We start from the raw sequence: 15581 nt of genomic DNA, 5'->3' as shown, positions 1-15581 counted from the left end.
ATTTCCGCGGCATATTTCAAATGCGGGGCTGGATTTCAGTGTCGGGTAATAAATTGCGCGGGCGAGCCCGGTTATTCCGGGCGCCCTGCATCAACATCAATAGAATACAATATAATGGGTTGAATGTTTCTTGATGGGGCGTTGAGCCAATATCAACTATGACCGCAAATGCTGCGCTTTTATCAGCGCTATCAAAGGCCGCAACCCCGGCTGCAGCTGGTGGCGGCTGGGGTAGTACATCATAAAGGGATCGCTGATGTGCGCCCAGTTCGGCATGACGCATTGCAATTCGCCGCTGCGCAAATGCTCCTCGATCTGCATTTCCAGACAGTAGGCCAGCCCCAGCCCGGCTAGCGCCGCTTTGATGATCATCGACGTCTCGCTGAAGATGTATTGCCCCGGCGCCGCCAGCCGGCAATGGTTTTCGCCATCACCCAGCTCCCACTGATAAATCGCGTCATTCCCCAGCCGCATATTGATGCAGCTGTGCGTTTTTAATTCGTCAGGCGACGCCGGGCAGCCCTCTCTTGCCAGATATTCCGGGGCGGCGGCGAGGACCCATCGCAGTTTGCCGGTCAGGGGCACGGCGATCATGTCTTTGGGAACGATCTCCCCATATCTGATGCCGGCGTCGAAGCCTTCATGGATAATGTCCACCTGGTGGTTGTTGACCGCCACTTCCAGAGCAATTTTGGGATACCGTTTGGCGAAGCTCTCCATGACCGGGGCGATCAGCAGATCGAGCGCATCGCGCGGAATATTCAAACGCAGATGGCCGATGGGTTCATCGCGGTACTGTTGCAGTTCGGAAACTGCGGCCTTGATGTAGTCAAAGCCTTGTTCGAGCTGGCCGGCCAAGGCCATGCCGGCGGGGGTGGGGACGACGGCTCGGTTGGTTCGGTTCAGCAGTTTTACGCCGATGCGCTCTTCCAATGAACGTATCGTGTGGCTTAAAGCCGAGGTGCTGACGCCTAACTCGGCCGCCGCCAGCCGGAAGCTCTTTTTCCGGCAAATCGTGGAAAACACGTTCAGTTCGGCAAGTTGCGTGCGAGTTAATGTCGCCATCATAGCCCCGATTTCGTTACCAGAATCAGCCGATGATAATGCCTTGCGGCGTGGGGGTGAAGCCCGCATCAAAACCGCTGCGGTTTCCCGCAGCGACGACCGAGGTTTTTAGCGCAATTCGACCGCGTAATCATCCACCGGGGTGATTTTCTTGATCAGCTTATTGTCGAACAGGAACTGCTCGTAAGCCTGGTAGCGGGCGCGGTCCAGCCTGGCCGGATCGCGGGCGAACAGCGGCAGGCTGGCCTGCCAGGCCTGTTTATTCAGCTCGGTATTCAGCTCCGGGTGGGCTTTGGCGAACGCCAGCCAGGTCTCCTGCGGGTGAGCCTGCAGGTAGTCGCCGCCTTTTTTCAGCGCGGCGAGGAATTTTTTGATCTTCGGTTCCGCCAGCGTAGCGCGGTTGGCGACGATGATCAGCTCGTCGTAGGCCGGCACCCCGTAATCTTCGACGTTGAACACCACCGGATCTTTGCCCTGCAGCTTCAGCTCCAGCGCTTCGATATTGCGGTAGCCGCCGATCACCGCATCGACCTGGCCCGCCAGCAGGGCGCTGGTCAGCTGGAAGTTAACGTTGATAAGCTGCATATCGGCGGGGTTGAGCCGTTCATGTTCGACCATGGTGGCCAGCGTCGCCTGCTCGATGCCGCTGACTGAATAGCCGATTTTCTTGCCCTTCAGCCCGGCCGGCGAGGTGATGCTCTTATCCAGCGTGATGACGGTGTTCAGCGGCGAATTGATCAGGGTGCCGACGCGCACCAGCGGTAGCCCCTGATCGGCGAAGAAGTGCAGCTGCGGCTGGTAGGTAATGGCCAGATCGGCCTGCCCGGCCGCCACCAGGCGCGGCGGCAGCGCCGGATCGGAAGGCGGCACTATCTTGACGTCGAGCCCTTCGGCCTTGAAGGCGCCGATCTGCTCGGCCGCCAAGATCGGCGCGTGATCGGGGTTGATGTACCAGTCGAGCACCAGCGTCAGCTTTTCGGCGGCGCCTGCCGGGCTTGCCATCGCGGCGCCGAGCAGCAGCCCGCAGAGGGTTTTTTTGAGCATTGTCGTTCCCTTAAAGAGTGAAATCATCAGTGGTTTTCCGGCGCCCAGTCGATCAGGCGCCGCAGCAGCGCATCCACCGCCGCCCAGAGCAAGACGGTCATCAGCACCAGAATAAACAGCGCAGCGAAGCAAACGTCGGTCTGCATGCGCGCGTTGGCGTTAAGCATGACGTAGCCCAACCCCTCGGCCGAACCCACCCATTCGCCGATGATCGCGCCGATCGGCGCCACCGCGGCGGCCATGCGCAGCCCGGAGCCGAAGGCCGGCAACGCCGCCATCAGCCGTACATGGCGCAGCTGCGCCCAGCGCGAGGCGCCCATGGTGCGCGCCAGGTCGAGGTGATCGTTGCTGACGCGGCGCAGCCCGTCGAAGAAGGCGGAGGTTACCGGAAAGAAAATCACCAGCACCGCCATCGCCACCTTGGCGCTCATGCCGAAGCCGAACCACAGCACCAGCAGCGGGGCCAGCGCGAACACCGGTATCGCCTGGCTGGTGAGCACCAGCGGCATCAGCCAGCGCTGCAGGCGCGGGGAAAAGATCATGCACAGTGCGAGCGCCGCGCCGAGCAGCACCCCCAGCGCCAGGCCGCTAAGGATCTCCGAAGCGGTGACCAGCGTGTGCCAGGCGAGGTAATCGCGGCCGTTCCACAGCGCCTGCGCCACTGCAGAAGGTGCGGGCAGCAAAAAGGCGGGAATGTCGCCCAGGGTGAACAGCCACCACAGCAGCACCAGGCCGGCGAACACCGTCAGGGCGCGGCGCAGGCGGGCGCCCCTGGGTTCCTGAATGCGCTTCATCCTGCGGCCCTCACCAGCTGTTGCAGCAGTTCGGCCTGGCTTTTGAGCAGGTGAGGATCGTCCGGCGCGCGCGGCGGCTGCCCGGCAATGTCGTGGCTGTCGTCGATGCCCGCCGGGTAGCCGGCAAGCACCAGCAGCCGGTGGCTCAGGCGGCAGGCTTCCATCGGGTCATGGGTGATCAGCAGTACGGTATGCTGCGCCAGCAGTTCGGCGGCCAGCGTCTGGACAGTGGCGCGAGTGATGGCGTCCAGCGCCGAGAAAGGTTCATCCATCAGCACAATCGGCTGGCGCTCATACAGGGTGCGCGCAATGGCGGCGCGCTGGCGCATGCCGCCGGAAAGTTCTGCGGGGCGCGCTGCGCCGTAGCCGCCCAGCCCGACGCGCTCGAGCAGATGGGCGGCCCATTGCCGGTCGGCCCGTTCGCCGCGCAGCCGCGCGCCGAGGGTGATGTTCTGATCGAGGGTCAGCCAGGGGTAGAGCAGATCCCGTTGGCCCATATAGGCGATGCGCCCGGCGATCGGCAGGCCGTCGCTGCCGCTGACGCTGCCCGAAGTGGGCTGCGCCAGGCCGGCGATGATCTTAAGCAGGCTGGTTTTGCCCGAGCCGCTGGCACCGAGCAGGGCGACCACGCTGCCGCCGGCGATATCGAGATTCAGCCGTTCGAAGAGGGTCCGGCCGCCAAAGCGCAGGGTTAAATCCCGGATTTGAATGCCGGGCGGGGGCGAACTGCGGTTCATGAGGCGCTCAGCCCCATTTGCCAGAACGCCGATTCAAGCCGGGTGGCGGTGGTGAAGATCTCCGTCAGTTCGGCCAGGCGGCTTTCCGCACCGCGCTGGCGACCGACGTTCTCCAGCAGATCGATGGACGCCTGCACCCCGGCCAGGTAACCCGGATCGCCATAATTTTTGATCCAGGAGGCGTAAGGGTTGCCCGCCATTTGGGTGCCGGGATCGTTCAGCAGCCGCAGGCCGATTTCGGCATAGCCGGCGACGCAGGGCAGCAGGGCGGCCAGCAGATCGAGGGCGTCGCCGGAATGGCCGATGTCCAGCACGTAGCGGGTGTAGTTCATGGTTTCTGGCGCTTCAGGCTGGGCGGCTATCTGGTCTTCGTTCAATCCCCAGCCGGCGCAATAGGCCAGGTGCAGCGGCAGTTCGGCGACGATGGCGTTGAGCGAAGCGGCGGCGGCGCGCATCTCCGGCAGGGTGCGCAGTTTGCTGACCAGCAGGGCATAGGCACGAGCGAAGTGGATCAGGAACAGGTAGTCCTGGGTCAGATAGCGGCGGAAAGCGGCTTCGGGCAGCGTGCCGGCGGCCAGCTGCTGAATGAAGGGATGAGCGACGTAGTCCTGCCAGTGGCCGCCCGCCCGTTGGCGCAGCCGTCCGTAAAGACCTTGTTCGAACATGGTGGTAAACATGGGACCTCCCTGAGTAAGTGGAGATCCGGGCGCGCTGAGGTATGAACAGGCAATGACCGAAGGCGTTATTGCCGACCCGTCCCTTCGCTGGCATGACCCAGATCAGGTTCAAAGGGTTCGGCTTGCGCCATCTCAGCCCGTAACAGGACACCCCTCGGAGGAGCCTGTTATACGACATTTGTTTTTTGATTACAATGCTCGGGCGGGCGCGAAGGCGGCGGCGCCAATCTGTCCGTTTAGTGCGATCCGGGACAATTTCTCTGGCACAGGCGGCGGCATTTTTGTCACTGTAATGCCGTTACGTTGAATCTGAGGAGCACTGCCCATGAAAAAGATCGGATTTCTCTCTTTCGGCCACTGGGCGCCTTCCGCTCAGTCGGGCACCCGTTCGGCCGCAGACGCGCTGCTGCAGTCCATCGATCTGGCGGTCGCCGCCGAAGATCTGGGGGCTGACGGCGCCTATTTCCGCGTGCATCACTTCGCGCGCCAGCTCAGTTCGCCATTCCCGCTGCTGGCCGCCATCGGCGCCCGCACCCAGCGCATCGAGATCGGCACCGGCGTGATCGACATGCGCTATGAGAACCCGTTGTACATGGTGGAAGACGCCGGCGCCGCCGACCTGATCTCGGGGGGGCGTTTACAGCTGGGCATCAGCCGCGGTTCGCCGGAGCAGGTGATCGACGGCTGGCGCTATTTCGGCTATACGCCGGCCGAGGGGGAAACCGAAGCGGATATGGCGCGCCGCCACACTGAGGTGCTGCTCGAAGCCCTGCGCGGTGAAGGCTTTGCCGAGCCCAATCCGCAGCCGATGTTCCCCAATCCGCCGGGCCTGCTGCGCCCCGAGCCGTTCTCCGCCGGGCTGCGGGATCGCATCTGGTGGGGGGCAAGCTCGAACGCCACGGCGGTGTGGGCGGCGAAGCTGGGCATGAACCTGCAGAGCTCGACGCTGAAAAACGACGAGACCGGCGAGCCGTTTCACGTGCAGCAGGCCAGCCAGATACGCGCCTATCGCGCCGCCTGGAAAGAGGCCGGGCACGCGCGCGCGCCACGGGTGTCGGTCAGCCGCAGCATCTTTGCGCTGATGGACCAACGGGACCGCAGCTACTTCGGCGGCAGCGGCAAAGAGGGCGACCAGGTGGGCTATATCGACCAGCAAACCCGGGCGATTTTCGGCCGCAGCTACGCCGCCGAGCCGGATGTGTTGATCGAGCAGCTGGCGCAGGACGAGGCGATTGCCGAAGCCGACACGCTGCTGCTGACGGTACCCAATCAGCTGGGCGTGGATTACAACGCGCACGTGATTGAATCGATCCTGACCCATGTCGCACCGGCGCTGGGCTGGCGCTGAGCGGCCAAACCTGAAAGGACGTTTGCCATGTCACGTATTTTCATCACCGGTTCGGCCGACGGGCTGGGCCGTGCGGCGGCGGAAACCCTGTTGGGCGAAGGCCATCAGGTGATCCTGCATGCCCGCGAACCGGGGCGGCTCGAGGCCGTGCGCGATCTGCTGACCAGAGGCGCGCAGGCGGTTACCGGCGATCTGTCCGTTCCGCAGCAAACCAAAGCGGTGGCCGAACAGGTGAACCGGATCGGGCGGCCTGACGCGGTGATCCACAACGCCGGGATCTTCACCGGGCCGCAGATACTGGCGGTCAATCTGATCGCGCCTTATCTGCTGACGGCGCTGATCGCCCGGCCGGCGCGTTTGGTGTATTTGAGCAGCAGCATGCATTTTGATGGCCGCGTCGCGCTCGACTGGAGCGCAAGCAACCCGATTTCCTATTCGGACAGCAAACTGTTGGTGACGGCGTTCGCCGCCGCCGTGGCGCGCCGTTGGCCGGAGGTCATCAGCAGCGCCGTCGATCCCGGCTGGGTGCCGACCAAAATGGGCGGTGAAAACGCCCCCGGCGATCTGCGGCTGGGGCATCTGACGCAGGAGTGGCTGGTGACCAGCGAGGAGGCGCAGGCCCGCGCTTCCGGCGGTTACTGGCACCATCAGCGCCGCCTGGCGCCGCATGCCGCCGCGCGCGATACGGCGTTTCAGGAGGCGTTGCTGGCGCAGCTGGAACGCGCCACCGGGGTGGCGTTGCCGCAATCCTGAGCGGCCTATTGGCTAACGGGCCGTTGCGGCATAAAATCTACTTACTGACTTATTTTGATTCATTGGTACATTAAGGCCATGCATGCATTTCTGATTATCGTCCCCGAAGGGGGCATGCTGTTCGAGTCGGCCGGCATCGCCGACATCCTGATGCAGGCCAACCGCCTGCGGCCCGACGACGCCCCCTTGTATGAGGTTGCGGTGGCCACCACGCAAGCGCATCGGGTGGTGCATGGCTCCTCCGGGTTAAACCTGCTGGCCGATCACCGCCTGGCGGATCTTGACCCTGAACAGCCGCGCGACACCATAGTGGTGACCGGCAGGGGAGCCAGCGAGGAAGAAGGGGCGTTTGTCGCGGAATGGCTGCGGCGCGCCGCTCCTCACGCCCGGCGTATCGCTTCCGTTTGCGGCGGCGCCCTGCTGCTTGCCGAAGCCGGCCTGCTCGACGGCCGCCGGGCGACCACCCACTGGCGGCTGCTGGAAACCCTGCAGAGCCGTTTCCCCAGGGTGAGCGTCGAGAACGGCCCGATTTATGTGCAGGATGGGCATGTCTGGAGCTCCGGCGGCGTCAGCTCCGGTTTCGACCTCACGCTGGCGCTGATCGAAGACGACTACGGCTTTGTTCAGGCTCGCGAAGTGGCGCAGGATCTGGTGATGTTTTTGCGGCGGCCGGGCGGCCAGTCGCAGTTCAGCCGCTACCCGTTGAATCAGGCTAAAACCCCCGGGCCAATTCGCGATCTCCAGTGCTGGATCCTGGAAAACCTCACCGACGATCTTTCCGTAGAGAAATTGGCCGAACGGGTGGCGATGAGCCCGCGCAACTTTACCCGGGTGTTCACCCGCGAGACCGGTATCTCGCCCGCCAGGTTTGTCGAGGAGGGGCGTTTGCACTGCGCCAGACAGCGCCTGGAGCAAAGTGCGGAAGGCATCGAGCATATCGCCCTGGCCACCGGCTTCGGCAACGGGCTAAATCTGCGGCGGGTGTTTGAACGCAACCTGCAGCTCACCCCCAGTGAATATCGCCAGCGTTTTCATAGCCGTAATTTGGCGTAAATTGATCTATAAACGTCATTTACGCCACGCCTCCTTGGCGCTAGATTGGCCGCAGAACCAATAATCAAGGAGCAAATCATGGTCAAAGTAGGCATTAACGGGTTCGGCAGAATCGGCCGCAATGTGTTGCGCGCCGCGCTGGGGCGCAGCGATTTTGAGGTGGTGGCGATCAACGATTTGACGGACAGCAAAACCCTGGCGCACTTGCTGAAGTACGATTCGCTGTCGGGCACGCTGGCCGCCAGCGTAGAAGCCGGTGAAAATCAGCTGTTGCTGAACGGCAGGCCGATCAGGGTGTTCTCCGAAAGAGACCCCGGCGCTATCCCATGGAGCAGCGAGGGTGTCGATATCGTGATCGAAGCCACCGGCTTCTTTACCGACAAGGCGCAGGCGGAAGTGCACATCACCCAGGGCGGCGCCAAGCGGGTGATTATCTCGGCGCCGGCGAAAAACGACGATATCACCCTCGTGATGGGCGTTAACGACAGCCAATACGATCCGGCCAGGCACCGGGTGGTGAGCAACGGCAGCTGCACCACCAACGGCCTGGCGCCCGCCGCGCAGGTGCTGCATCAGGCTTTCGGCATTGAATACGGTTTGATGAATACCACCCATGCCTATACCAACAGCCAGGCGTTGCACGATCAGCCGGAAAAGGATCTGCGCGGCGCCCGGGCGGCGGCGCAGTCGATAGTGCCTTACTCCAGCGGCGCGGCCAAGGCGCTCGGCAAGGTGATCCCGGAGCTGGACGGCCGCCTGACCGGTTATTCGCTGCGGGTGCCGGTGCCGGTGGTATCGATCGTTGACCTGACGGTGACGCTGAAGCGCGAAGCGACGGCGGATGAAATCAACGCCGCCTTCCGCCAGGCGGCGGCGTCTGGCCCGCTGAAGGGTATCCTCGGTTACAGCGACGAACCTCTGGTGTCGAGCGACTATAAGGGCGATCCGCGCTCATCGATTATCGACGGGTTGTCGACCCTGGTGATCGGCGGCAAGCTGGTTAAGGTCCTCGCGTGGTATGACAACGAGTGGGGCTTCTCGAACCGGCTGGTGGATCTCGCGCTGTTGATGGAAAAACGCGGGCTGTAAACGCCCAGCAGCAAAAAGCCCGCTTAAGTTTCCTTAAGCGGGCTTCTCTAATATGGCTCCTCTGACTGGACTCGAACCAGTGACATACGGATTAACAGTCCGCCGTTCTACCGACTGAACTACAGAGGAATCGTGTGAACGGGGCGCATCATATCCAGCCGCCCCGGGTGTGTCAACGCTAAATTGGCCGATTCGGTGCGACTGCTCGGTATCTGAGCAATGCGCGGCGAATTACTGCGGTTCCGCGCCGGATCCGGCCTGCAGCCGCAGCAGCCGCGCCAGCGGATCCTGGCGGTAGAAGCGGCAAAAGTGCTGATACAGCAAGGGAAATCGCTCGGCCAGCAGCTCGGGAGCGCTGAAGAAATATTCCGACAGCACGGCGAAGCATTCGGCCGGATCGGTGGCGGCGTAAGCGTCCATGCTGGCGGCTTCTTCGCCGACCATATCGATCTCGTCCTGCAGATTTTCCATGGCGGCGTGCAGATCATGCTCCCAGGCGGCGATATCGCGCAGCGGAATGGGAGGGATGCCGGTGGCGACGCCGCCGTTGCGCATATCCAGCTTATGCACCGCTTCGTGGATCACCAGATTGAAGCCGGACAGATCGAAGGAGTCCTGCACATCTTGCCAGTTGAGCACGATCGGGCCCTGTTCCCAGCTCTGGCCGGACTGCACTACCGGGCCGGAGTGCACCAGGCCGATATCGTCCTGCCATTCGTCTTCCACCACGAACGGCGTCGGGTAAAGCAAGATTTCATTGAAACCGTCGAGGCATTCCGCCCCCAGCTCCAGCACCGGCAGGGCGAACAGCAGCGCGATGCGCGCCTGCATTTGCGACGTCAGCTGCAGCCCCTGCAGCGGCACGATGCGCTTTTGCTGCAGAATTTGCCCGGCGACGGCCACCAGCCGCTGCCGTTCCTGCTCGTTCAACGGCGAGAGCAGCGGGATCGCCAGCGCGTCCTGCCACTGGGCGCGGGTATCCGCCTGGGGTTGATTTGCTTTCCACGGCCATTTAATCATCAGGTTGCTCGTAAATTCGTCATTTGAACATTCGGCTGGAGGCTAACGCTGTAAAAATGCCGCAAAAAGGGGCATGATAGCAAGCGTTGTCAGGAGAGATGCCGGAGCGGCTGAACGGACCAGTCTCGAAAACTGGAGTAGGGGCAACTCTACCGGGGGTTCAAATCCCCCTCTCTCCGCCACTTCCTCTTGGCGTATTATAACCCCGGCAATGTCGCTGGACAGCGTTTTGCCATTATGTTCTTCATTTTGTGAGCTAAATCCGGAATGTCGAATACGCCGTGTTCGCTTCTCTCCGCCATCTTCCTAGGCATTTTTCTGCCCCTTAAAATAAAGCGGCCGCGTATCTGCCGATCATTCTTGCCGGCGCGCCACCGCCGTTCAGGCGGTAACCCCTCTTTTTCATGGCCCGCATAGCGCGTTTTTTCGAGGGCGAGTATACTCATTTACAATTGGTTACCTGTCGCACACCATGTTGCAACCTGATGTCCATGTTGGGTAACCGTTTTGCATTGGCGCTTTTCTGCGCACCAAACGATCCCTATGCGTATTGCCTCTTAAACAGGTAACGGACTTTTATGGCGAATGTAATGCCCTCCATTAAGCTTAGAAGCTTTCTCCAGATGGCTCCCTACCTGGCCATGCGCGGGGTATCTTCGCTGGAGTTTTTCCAGCGCCTCGGCATTTCCCCGAATATCTTCCAAAATCCGGACATATGGATACCGCGGGCGGCCTGTTTTCGTATCGCTAATGAAATGGCCTCCGTTGCGGACGATCCTTTCGGCGGCGCCTATGTGGGGCATTTGACCGAGATACGTTCGCTTGGCATCTGGGGTGAAATGATATTGGGCTCAACGAACATCGCGCAGGCTTGTGCGCTGGCCGCCACCCATGCAGCCTTACTGCATCAGGGCGGAGAGGTGAAAATTGTCACCGAAGGCCGCACGACCAAATTGGTTCACCAATTCACCGGGCAATATGAAGCGGACCCAAGGCAATTCATCCTCGGCAGCCTCGCGGTGCTGAGAAAGGTTCCTCTGATGTCCGGTGAGCCTGCCTCTATTCGCGTGCATGTCAAAACCGCCAGAAGAAGAGGGGACGACGCGCTTGAAGAATGTTTGGGGCCGAACCTGGTCATGAACGCGGAGCACAACATGATCGAATTCGATCGTGACTTGCTCGACATCCCGCTGAAACATATTCGCGATGACGCCTGGAAAACCACCGAAGCCTTGAGGTCAACCATAGACACGGCCTCAGCGCTCCACCGGCGGATATCGGACCTGGAACAACCCAAACTGGAAGCGATTTCGAAAAGTATTGGGCTGTCCCCACGCACGCTGCAGCGCCGCCTCAAATATTGCGGTGTCGAATTTGAAAGTTTGCGTGACGAGACTCGCCGCAGCGAAGCTCTTCAGCTTATCGCCAGCGGCAGATATACCGCCACTGAAATTGCCTATATGGTGGGCTATAGCGATCAGGCGCACTTTACCCGGGCCTTTAAACGTTGGACCGGCAATACCCCGTCATCTTACCGTTCCGCCCTTAAAAAAGGGTGATCGCCGGCGTTACTCGCGCCCCACAACGCATTCCAACGCACTCTGCGGCCGGCTGATACGCATGCTGCAGAGTTCTCCATTGCCAACGTGGCTCTTCCGCGCATCTACACCTGCCAATCTGCCCCTCCCGCCAGGCGCAACGTTATCGTTGGCGTCAAATGGCAAGTTTACATAGGAAGTTTCTTATATTGTCTGAAAAGGCAACTTCAAGCCAGGCCGCGGTATAGCCAGCATTCGACGAAAAAAAAGTTTTAAGCTGAATCAATTTTCATACCATCAGGGAGGTTAAATGTCGTATTTATCTACGGCCGGTATTATTGCACTTACGCTGGCAACCATGGGAAGCGTAAACGCTCAGTCCTCTTCGGGTGAGGCGATACCGGTTGGCGTTGATAATTTTGCGCGCGCTGAGTCCGATCTCTACATGGGCAATATGGTGGCGGATGGCGGTTTGGGGCGGTTTGTGCATAGCCGTGAACCGGTTCCCATCGATGCGCAAAGCGTCATCCGCATGAACCGGGATACGCTTTACTCAAGTGCGGTGTTCGATCTCGATGCCGGCCCGGTCACCATCACGTTACCTGAAGCCGGCGAGAGATTTATGTCGATGCTCGTGGTCAACGAAGACCACTATGTGCCCGCCGCCTTTTACGGTGCGGGCGACTATGCGCTCACCAGGGAGAAAGTCGGCACGCGTTATGCGTTTGTCGCCGTTCGTACGCTGGTTGATCCCGCAGACCCTAAAGACCTTGAAGAGGTCCGCGCGTTGCAGGACGCGATCAAGGTCAGCCAGGTACAGACGGGAGAGTTCGTCGTGCCGAAATGGGATCCGGTAAGCCAGAAAAAGGTGCGTGATGCCCTGTTGGTGCTCGGTTCAACGCTCGCCAACTACAACCAGGCCTTTGGCACGGCGAGTACGGTTGATCCGGTTCAACATCTGATCGGAACGGCATCCGGCTGGGGCGGCAACCCGAGCAAGGACGCCATTTACCTCGGCGGCGTGATGCCGAAGAACGATGGCAAAAGCGTTTATCGGCTCAGGGTCGGGCATGTTCCGGTTAAAGGATTCTGGTCCGTGAGCGTTTACAACGAGGCGGGTTACTTCGAGAAGAATCCGTATGGCGCCTATTCATTAAATAATCTCACCGCCAAAAAAAGTGAAGATGGTTCGATAATGATTCAATTTGGCGGTTGCGACGGAAAAATGGCTAACTGCCTGCCCACGATGCCCGGCTGGAATTATACGGTCAGATTGTATCAGCCTGAAGACGAAGTGTTGAATGGCCAATGGCATTTCCCACAACCGCAGCGATCTGTTGATTAATCTATACCCTTTTCTCTGTTGGATTCAGGGCTGGCATTTTATTCCGTTCGTATATTGAGCCCAAAAGCGAAATGAATGTGGAAGTATTGTCAGCACCCGCCGCCAATATTGGGCGTACGCAGTCTTAATTTTAAGCTGGTAGAAAACGCTGCGCCACCTGCGGCATATATCGAGCTTGGAGATAATAGTGAAGAAAATATATCACCCTCTGTTCCTGATAGCGCCTTTGGCCGCTCTGTGGTGCTCGGCCAGTGCGATAGCGAATGACACCGGCCCGGAGGTCACGGACCCTCATTTCAAGCTGGCGCCGGGTTATCTTGCGCCGGCCAGCCTGCCGGTGCGCCTGGCTTTGCTTGGGGCGCCGCCAAAACCAGGCTCTGCGGCCTTAGAGCGCGACGAAGAGGCGCGGCGAGCGGCATTGGCGCTGCGTGGAACCGCCCGTGAAAAACTGGCCGCAACGGATGCCGAACTGACATTCCCGGCGCCGGCGACATCGTTTTCTTGTGCGTTGGGCGCGGATATTAACGAAAAAAAGATGCCGCATCTTTATGCCATGATGCAGCGCGTGCTGACGGATGCGGGCGGTTCAACCTACGCCGGAAAGAACGCCTATAACCGCATTCGCCCGTTTGTGCAGCACGAAGAGGGTACCTGCCGCAAAGATATGGAACCGCTATTGCGGCACGACGGCTCATGGCCTTCCGGCCACTCTGCGGCGGGTTGGGCATGGGGATTGGTCTTGGCTGAAGTGCAGCCTGCCCGGGCGACGGAACTGCTGGCGCGCGGTTTGGCGTTTGGTCAAAGCCGGGTGGTCTGCGATGCGCACTGGCAGAGCGATGTGGACGCGGGGCGCATTATGGGGGCCGCGACGGTAGCTGTTTTGCATGGTAACCCGGCCTTCCTGGCGGATTTGGCTGCGGCGAAGCGTGAAGTGCAGGAGGCCGGGAAACCCTCGCAGGACTGTGCGGCTGAACGTGTCGCGCTCTCCCTGAGCATGCACTGAGAAGGTTTTGCAGATGATGAACGACCATAAAGTGCCCAACAAGGTTGCCCGGCGAGCGCTATCGGCGTTGCTTTTGGCCTGCGGCGGTTTGTGCTTCCCCGCTGGGGCGGCGCAGGAGTGGCAGTTCACCGCCTCTCCTTATCTGTGGGGGGCGGGTATTCGCGGCGACGTCGGCCACCGAGCGACGGGCACGCAATTTATGAAAACGGATTTCTCCGACATTGTCCGTAACCTTGATGTAGCGCTGATGGGGATGGGGGAGGCGCGTAACGGGCCGTACAGCCTGTTGGTTGATCTGATGTTCATTGACACCACGACCCGCAACAGCCTGCCTGCCGGGGCGCCGGCGTCGCGCCTGAAAGTGGATAACCGAACGGTGTCCGGATTTTTGGGCGGCGGATATACCTTGCTGGAGGGGGAAAAGGGGCGCCTTGACGCTACCGCCGGTATTCGGGTGTGGTACAGCAGCACCTCCTTGAGTTTCCAGGGCGGGAACGCCGATGGGATCGGGGGGAGCGATCGCGCGACCTGGGCAGACGGCGTGGCGGGGGTGCGTGGCCACTATGCCCTGGCGCCGAGCATCTGGGTGTCGGCCTGGGGGTTGGCCGGTGGCGGGCAATCCCGATTGGATTGGGATGCGGCGGCGCTGATGGGGTGGGAGTTTATGCCGGGCTTTTCCGCCGTGGCGGGATACCGTGCAATGGGGGTTGATTATCGCCATAACGGCTTTGTGTATGACGTGGTGCAGCAGGGACCTATATTAGGGATGCGCGGCAGATTTTAGATCCTGTCATATTCTAACGGCGAATGCGCTTTCACATTTAAATTTTTATATTGCTCGGCGGGCGGAGGGTTATATAAATAACCGCTGCTTGCATTGAAGTTTAACTGCGTCCCTGATTCTGGATAAATGGAAATGTGCGCGCCACCTGGCGAAACCTGCGCTTTAATGGCCGGCCATGCGAATTATTAAATAATAACCAGACGGCAGTCTCTTCTGGTGAGTTTTGTCGCCCGTAGGAATAAAGAGAGAGCAAATCTCAAAAATAGCATATTTAAGGAAAATTACATGATGGCAATTCGCAAAAATAAATCGGTTAACGTATTTTTATTGATGGCGGCCCTGCCGTTGGGCGCACAAGCGGCCGCATCGGTGGATCAGGCGGCCGGCACTTCTGCCGCACCCCATTCCGTTTCGGCAGAGAGGGCGCCGACGATGGCGTTGGGCGGCGGAGCTATTGTAGGCCCGCTGTATGAAGGTTCCTCACGTTATGGGGTTTTGCCGTTATTGGTGGCAAAGGCCGTGATCCCGACCCAAGACTGGGGCACCTTCACGGCGGCGTTTCCGGAAGGTCTGCGCTGGGATCTGCCCGGGGCTTCTTCTCTGGGCTTAGCGCTGCTGGCGGGCTATGACTTCGGTCGCAAGGAAAAAATTCGAACCTTGGGCGGCAGCGACAGCCACCTGAGAGGGATGGGCGATTTGGATGGCACGGCAATGGTGGGGGCGGAAGCATACTGGCGCCTGTCCGCCGGCAAGCTTTTCGTGCGTGGTTGGCAGGCTGCCCGCAGCCGCGATTACGGTGGTGACGATTTGGGGCACACGGCATACCTTGAGGCGGGCGCATCAGGCTCATTGCCGCTCTCTTCTACGGTAACGCTGGATTCCGCGCTGTACGGAACCTGGAGCGACAACCATGACATGATGGCGCGTTTCGGCGTGACCGGGCAACAGTCTGCACGTTCGGGTTTCAACGAATATCATACCGGCGGCGGCATGCGCGACGTGACGTTAAAAACCGGTGTGACGGTCCAACTGCAGCCTCAGATATCCTTGCAAGGGGGAGTGCGGATGTATGCGCTGACGTCCGGCGCGCGTCGCAGTCCATTGACGGATAATGCGGTAGGAGCCGGCTTCTACCTGAATGCGCTGTATCAATTCTGAGTGGCTACCTCAGCCATCATAACGCCACGGCATTCCCGCCGTGGCGGTCAGCCGTCCGGGCCGCCGCTGCAGCCAATCGGGCGGGCGATCGGCCATCACCCGCCGGCGCTGGTGGAGGCCGAACAACCCGAGCATCTGCGGCACGACTTCAAACAGCGTCTGGCGCACTACCG

General features: G+C 60.6%; 17 protein-coding genes, 2 tRNA genes and 1 riboswitch. Of the genes, 10 read left to right on the top strand and 9 right to left on the bottom strand.

All coding sequences use genetic code 11. The features are described 5' to 3' along the window. Window positions 1–156: 156 nt before the first annotated feature. The 5 genes from KHA73_RS15490 to tenA all read right to left on the bottom strand — a co-directional run bounded on the left by KHA73_RS15490 (window position 157) and on the right by tenA (window position 4317). On the bottom strand, window positions 157–1065 hold the full coding sequence (locus KHA73_RS15490) for a LysR family transcriptional regulator (protein WP_234585260.1): 909 nt from the start codon (window positions 1063–1065) through the stop codon (window positions 157–159). Window positions 1066–1173: 108 nt separating this feature from the next. Next, window positions 1174–2109: an ABC transporter substrate-binding protein gene (locus tag KHA73_RS15485; protein ID WP_234585259.1), complete on the bottom strand. Its 936-nt coding sequence runs from the start codon at window positions 2107–2109 to the stop codon at window positions 1174–1176. 26 nt (window positions 2110–2135) lie between these two features. After that, window positions 2136–2903, bottom strand: coding sequence for an ABC transporter permease (locus KHA73_RS15480; RefSeq protein ID WP_234585258.1), 768 nt, complete (start codon window positions 2901–2903; stop codon window positions 2136–2138). Continuing rightward, the gene (locus KHA73_RS15475) at window positions 2900–3640 is read right to left on the bottom strand and encodes an ABC transporter ATP-binding protein (protein ID WP_234585257.1); all 741 of its coding nucleotides are present in this window, start codon (window positions 3638–3640) and stop codon (window positions 2900–2902) included. The genes KHA73_RS15480 and KHA73_RS15475 overlap by 4 nt, the downstream gene beginning before the upstream one ends. After that, window positions 3637–4317 carry a thiaminase II gene (gene tenA, locus KHA73_RS15470; protein ID WP_234585256.1) on the bottom strand — a complete coding sequence of 227 codons (681 nt, stop codon included), beginning with the start codon at window positions 4315–4317 and terminating at the stop codon, window positions 3637–3639. Before tenA ends, KHA73_RS15475 begins: the two co-directional genes overlap by 4 nt. A gap of 62 nt (window positions 4318–4379) precedes the next feature. Further along, window positions 4380–4482, bottom strand: a riboswitch (TPP riboswitch). A gap of 160 nt (window positions 4483–4642) precedes the next feature. On the opposite strand from tenA, the gene KHA73_RS15465 reads away from it, so the two are divergent. From KHA73_RS15465 to gap, 4 genes are all read left to right on the top strand, one after another. Continuing rightward, a complete protein-coding gene (locus tag KHA73_RS15465) occupies window positions 4643–5665 on the top strand; it encodes an LLM class flavin-dependent oxidoreductase (RefSeq protein WP_234585254.1) in 1023 nt (340 codons plus the stop codon). Window positions 5666–5692: 27 nt separating this feature from the next. Beyond that, a complete protein-coding gene (locus tag KHA73_RS15460; protein WP_234585253.1) occupies window positions 5693–6418 on the top strand; it encodes an SDR family NAD(P)-dependent oxidoreductase in 726 nt (241 codons plus the stop codon). A gap of 78 nt (window positions 6419–6496) precedes the next feature. Further along, window positions 6497–7471 carry a GlxA family transcriptional regulator gene (locus KHA73_RS15455; RefSeq protein ID WP_234585252.1) on the top strand — a complete coding sequence of 325 codons (975 nt, stop codon included), beginning with the start codon at window positions 6497–6499 and terminating at the stop codon, window positions 7469–7471. Between the two features lie 78 nt (window positions 7472–7549). Beyond that, window positions 7550–8560: a type I glyceraldehyde-3-phosphate dehydrogenase gene (gap, locus tag KHA73_RS15450; RefSeq protein ID WP_234585251.1), complete on the top strand. Its 1011-nt coding sequence runs from the start codon at window positions 7550–7552 to the stop codon at window positions 8558–8560. 53 nt (window positions 8561–8613) lie between these two features. On the opposite strand, the gene KHA73_RS15445 is transcribed toward gap, so the two are convergent. Both KHA73_RS15445 and mtfA read right to left on the bottom strand, forming a co-directional pair. After that, window positions 8614–8689, bottom strand: a tRNA-Asn gene (locus KHA73_RS15445). Window positions 8690–8791: 102 nt separating this feature from the next. After that, window positions 8792–9580: a DgsA anti-repressor MtfA gene (gene mtfA / locus KHA73_RS15440; protein WP_234585250.1), complete on the bottom strand. Its 789-nt coding sequence runs from the start codon at window positions 9578–9580 to the stop codon at window positions 8792–8794. Window positions 9581–9672: 92 nt separating this feature from the next. Between mtfA and KHA73_RS15435 the strand changes: the two genes are divergently transcribed. Further along, window positions 9673–9762: transfer RNA gene (locus KHA73_RS15435), tRNA-Ser, on the top strand. 15 nt (window positions 9763–9777) lie between these two features. Here the strand turns inward: KHA73_RS15435 and KHA73_RS15430 are convergent. Further along, entirely contained in the window at window positions 9778–10026 is a 249-nt protein-coding gene (locus KHA73_RS15430; protein WP_234585249.1) for a hypothetical protein, read from the bottom strand. A gap of 177 nt (window positions 10027–10203) precedes the next feature. Between KHA73_RS15430 and KHA73_RS15425 the strand changes: the two genes are divergently transcribed. The 5 genes from KHA73_RS15425 (at window position 10204) to KHA73_RS15405 (ending at window position 15408) form a co-directional block, all read left to right on the top strand. Further along, on the top strand, window positions 10204–11139 hold the full coding sequence (locus KHA73_RS15425; protein ID WP_234585248.1) for an AraC family transcriptional regulator: 936 nt from the start codon (window positions 10204–10206) through the stop codon (window positions 11137–11139). A 289-nt stretch (window positions 11140–11428) separates the two neighbouring features. After that, window positions 11429–12463 carry a DUF1254 domain-containing protein gene (locus KHA73_RS15420; protein WP_234585247.1) on the top strand — a complete coding sequence of 345 codons (1035 nt, stop codon included), beginning with the start codon at window positions 11429–11431 and terminating at the stop codon, window positions 12461–12463. Between the two features lie 187 nt (window positions 12464–12650). Beyond that, window positions 12651–13466, top strand: coding sequence for an acid phosphatase (locus tag KHA73_RS15415; protein ID WP_234585246.1), 816 nt, complete (start codon window positions 12651–12653; stop codon window positions 13464–13466). A gap of 13 nt (window positions 13467–13479) precedes the next feature. After that, the gene (locus KHA73_RS15410) at window positions 13480–14250 is read left to right on the top strand and encodes a hypothetical protein (protein ID WP_234585245.1); all 771 of its coding nucleotides are present in this window, start codon (window positions 13480–13482) and stop codon (window positions 14248–14250) included. 285 nt (window positions 14251–14535) lie between these two features. Further along, window positions 14536–15408, top strand: a complete 873-nt coding sequence (locus KHA73_RS15405; RefSeq protein ID WP_234585244.1) for a MipA/OmpV family protein — start codon at window positions 14536–14538, stop codon at window positions 15406–15408. A 9-nt stretch (window positions 15409–15417) separates the two neighbouring features. Here KHA73_RS15405 and KHA73_RS15400 read toward each other — a convergent pair whose 3' ends face one another. Next, window positions 15418–15576, bottom strand: coding sequence for a hypothetical protein (locus KHA73_RS15400; RefSeq protein ID WP_234585243.1), 159 nt, complete (start codon window positions 15574–15576; stop codon window positions 15418–15420). Window positions 15577–15581: the final 5 nt, after the last annotated feature.

The sequence above is a fragment of the Serratia entomophila genome, from assembly GCF_021462285.1.
GTDB classification, from domain to species: Bacteria; Pseudomonadota; Gammaproteobacteria; order Enterobacterales; family Enterobacteriaceae; genus Serratia; species Serratia entomophila.
This window is presented reverse-complemented; position numbering and strand designations above follow the sequence as displayed.

Excerpts from the sequence above, each read along its gene's own strand:
- KHA73_RS15475 (WP_234585257.1), bottom strand. The coding sequence starts at position 3,640 with ATGAACCGCAGTTCGCCCCCGCCCGGCATTCAAATCCGGGATTTAACC.
- KHA73_RS15460 (WP_234585253.1), top strand. The coding sequence starts at position 5,693 with ATGTCACGTATTTTCATCACCGGTTCGGCCGACGGGCTGGGCCGTGCG.
- KHA73_RS15405 (WP_234585244.1), top strand. The coding sequence starts at position 14,536 with ATGATGGCAATTCGCAAAAATAAATCGGTTAACGTATTTTTATTGATG.
- gap (WP_234585251.1), top strand. The coding sequence starts at position 7,550 with ATGGTCAAAGTAGGCATTAACGGGTTCGGCAGAATCGGCCGCAATGTG.
- KHA73_RS15420 (WP_234585247.1), top strand. The coding sequence starts at position 11,429 with ATGTCGTATTTATCTACGGCCGGTATTATTGCACTTACGCTGGCAACC.
- KHA73_RS15485 (WP_234585259.1), bottom strand. The coding sequence starts at position 2,109 with ATGCTCAAAAAAACCCTCTGCGGGCTGCTGCTCGGCGCCGCGATGGCA.
- KHA73_RS15480 (WP_234585258.1), bottom strand. The coding sequence starts at position 2,903 with ATGAAGCGCATTCAGGAACCCAGGGGCGCCCGCCTGCGCCGCGCCCTG.
- KHA73_RS15410 (WP_234585245.1), top strand. The coding sequence starts at position 13,480 with ATGATGAACGACCATAAAGTGCCCAACAAGGTTGCCCGGCGAGCGCTA.
- KHA73_RS15430 (WP_234585249.1), bottom strand. The coding sequence starts at position 10,026 with ATGAGTATACTCGCCCTCGAAAAAACGCGCTATGCGGGCCATGAAAAA.
- mtfA (WP_234585250.1), bottom strand. The coding sequence starts at position 9,580 with ATGATTAAATGGCCGTGGAAAGCAAATCAACCCCAGGCGGATACCCGC.
- KHA73_RS15425 (WP_234585248.1), top strand. The coding sequence starts at position 10,204 with ATGGCTCCCTACCTGGCCATGCGCGGGGTATCTTCGCTGGAGTTTTTC.
- KHA73_RS15455 (WP_234585252.1), top strand. The coding sequence starts at position 6,497 with ATGCATGCATTTCTGATTATCGTCCCCGAAGGGGGCATGCTGTTCGAG.
- KHA73_RS15490 (WP_234585260.1), bottom strand. The coding sequence starts at position 1,065 with ATGGCGACATTAACTCGCACGCAACTTGCCGAACTGAACGTGTTTTCC.
- tenA (WP_234585256.1), bottom strand. The coding sequence starts at position 4,317 with ATGTTTACCACCATGTTCGAACAAGGTCTTTACGGACGGCTGCGCCAA.
- KHA73_RS15465 (WP_234585254.1), top strand. The coding sequence starts at position 4,643 with ATGAAAAAGATCGGATTTCTCTCTTTCGGCCACTGGGCGCCTTCCGCT.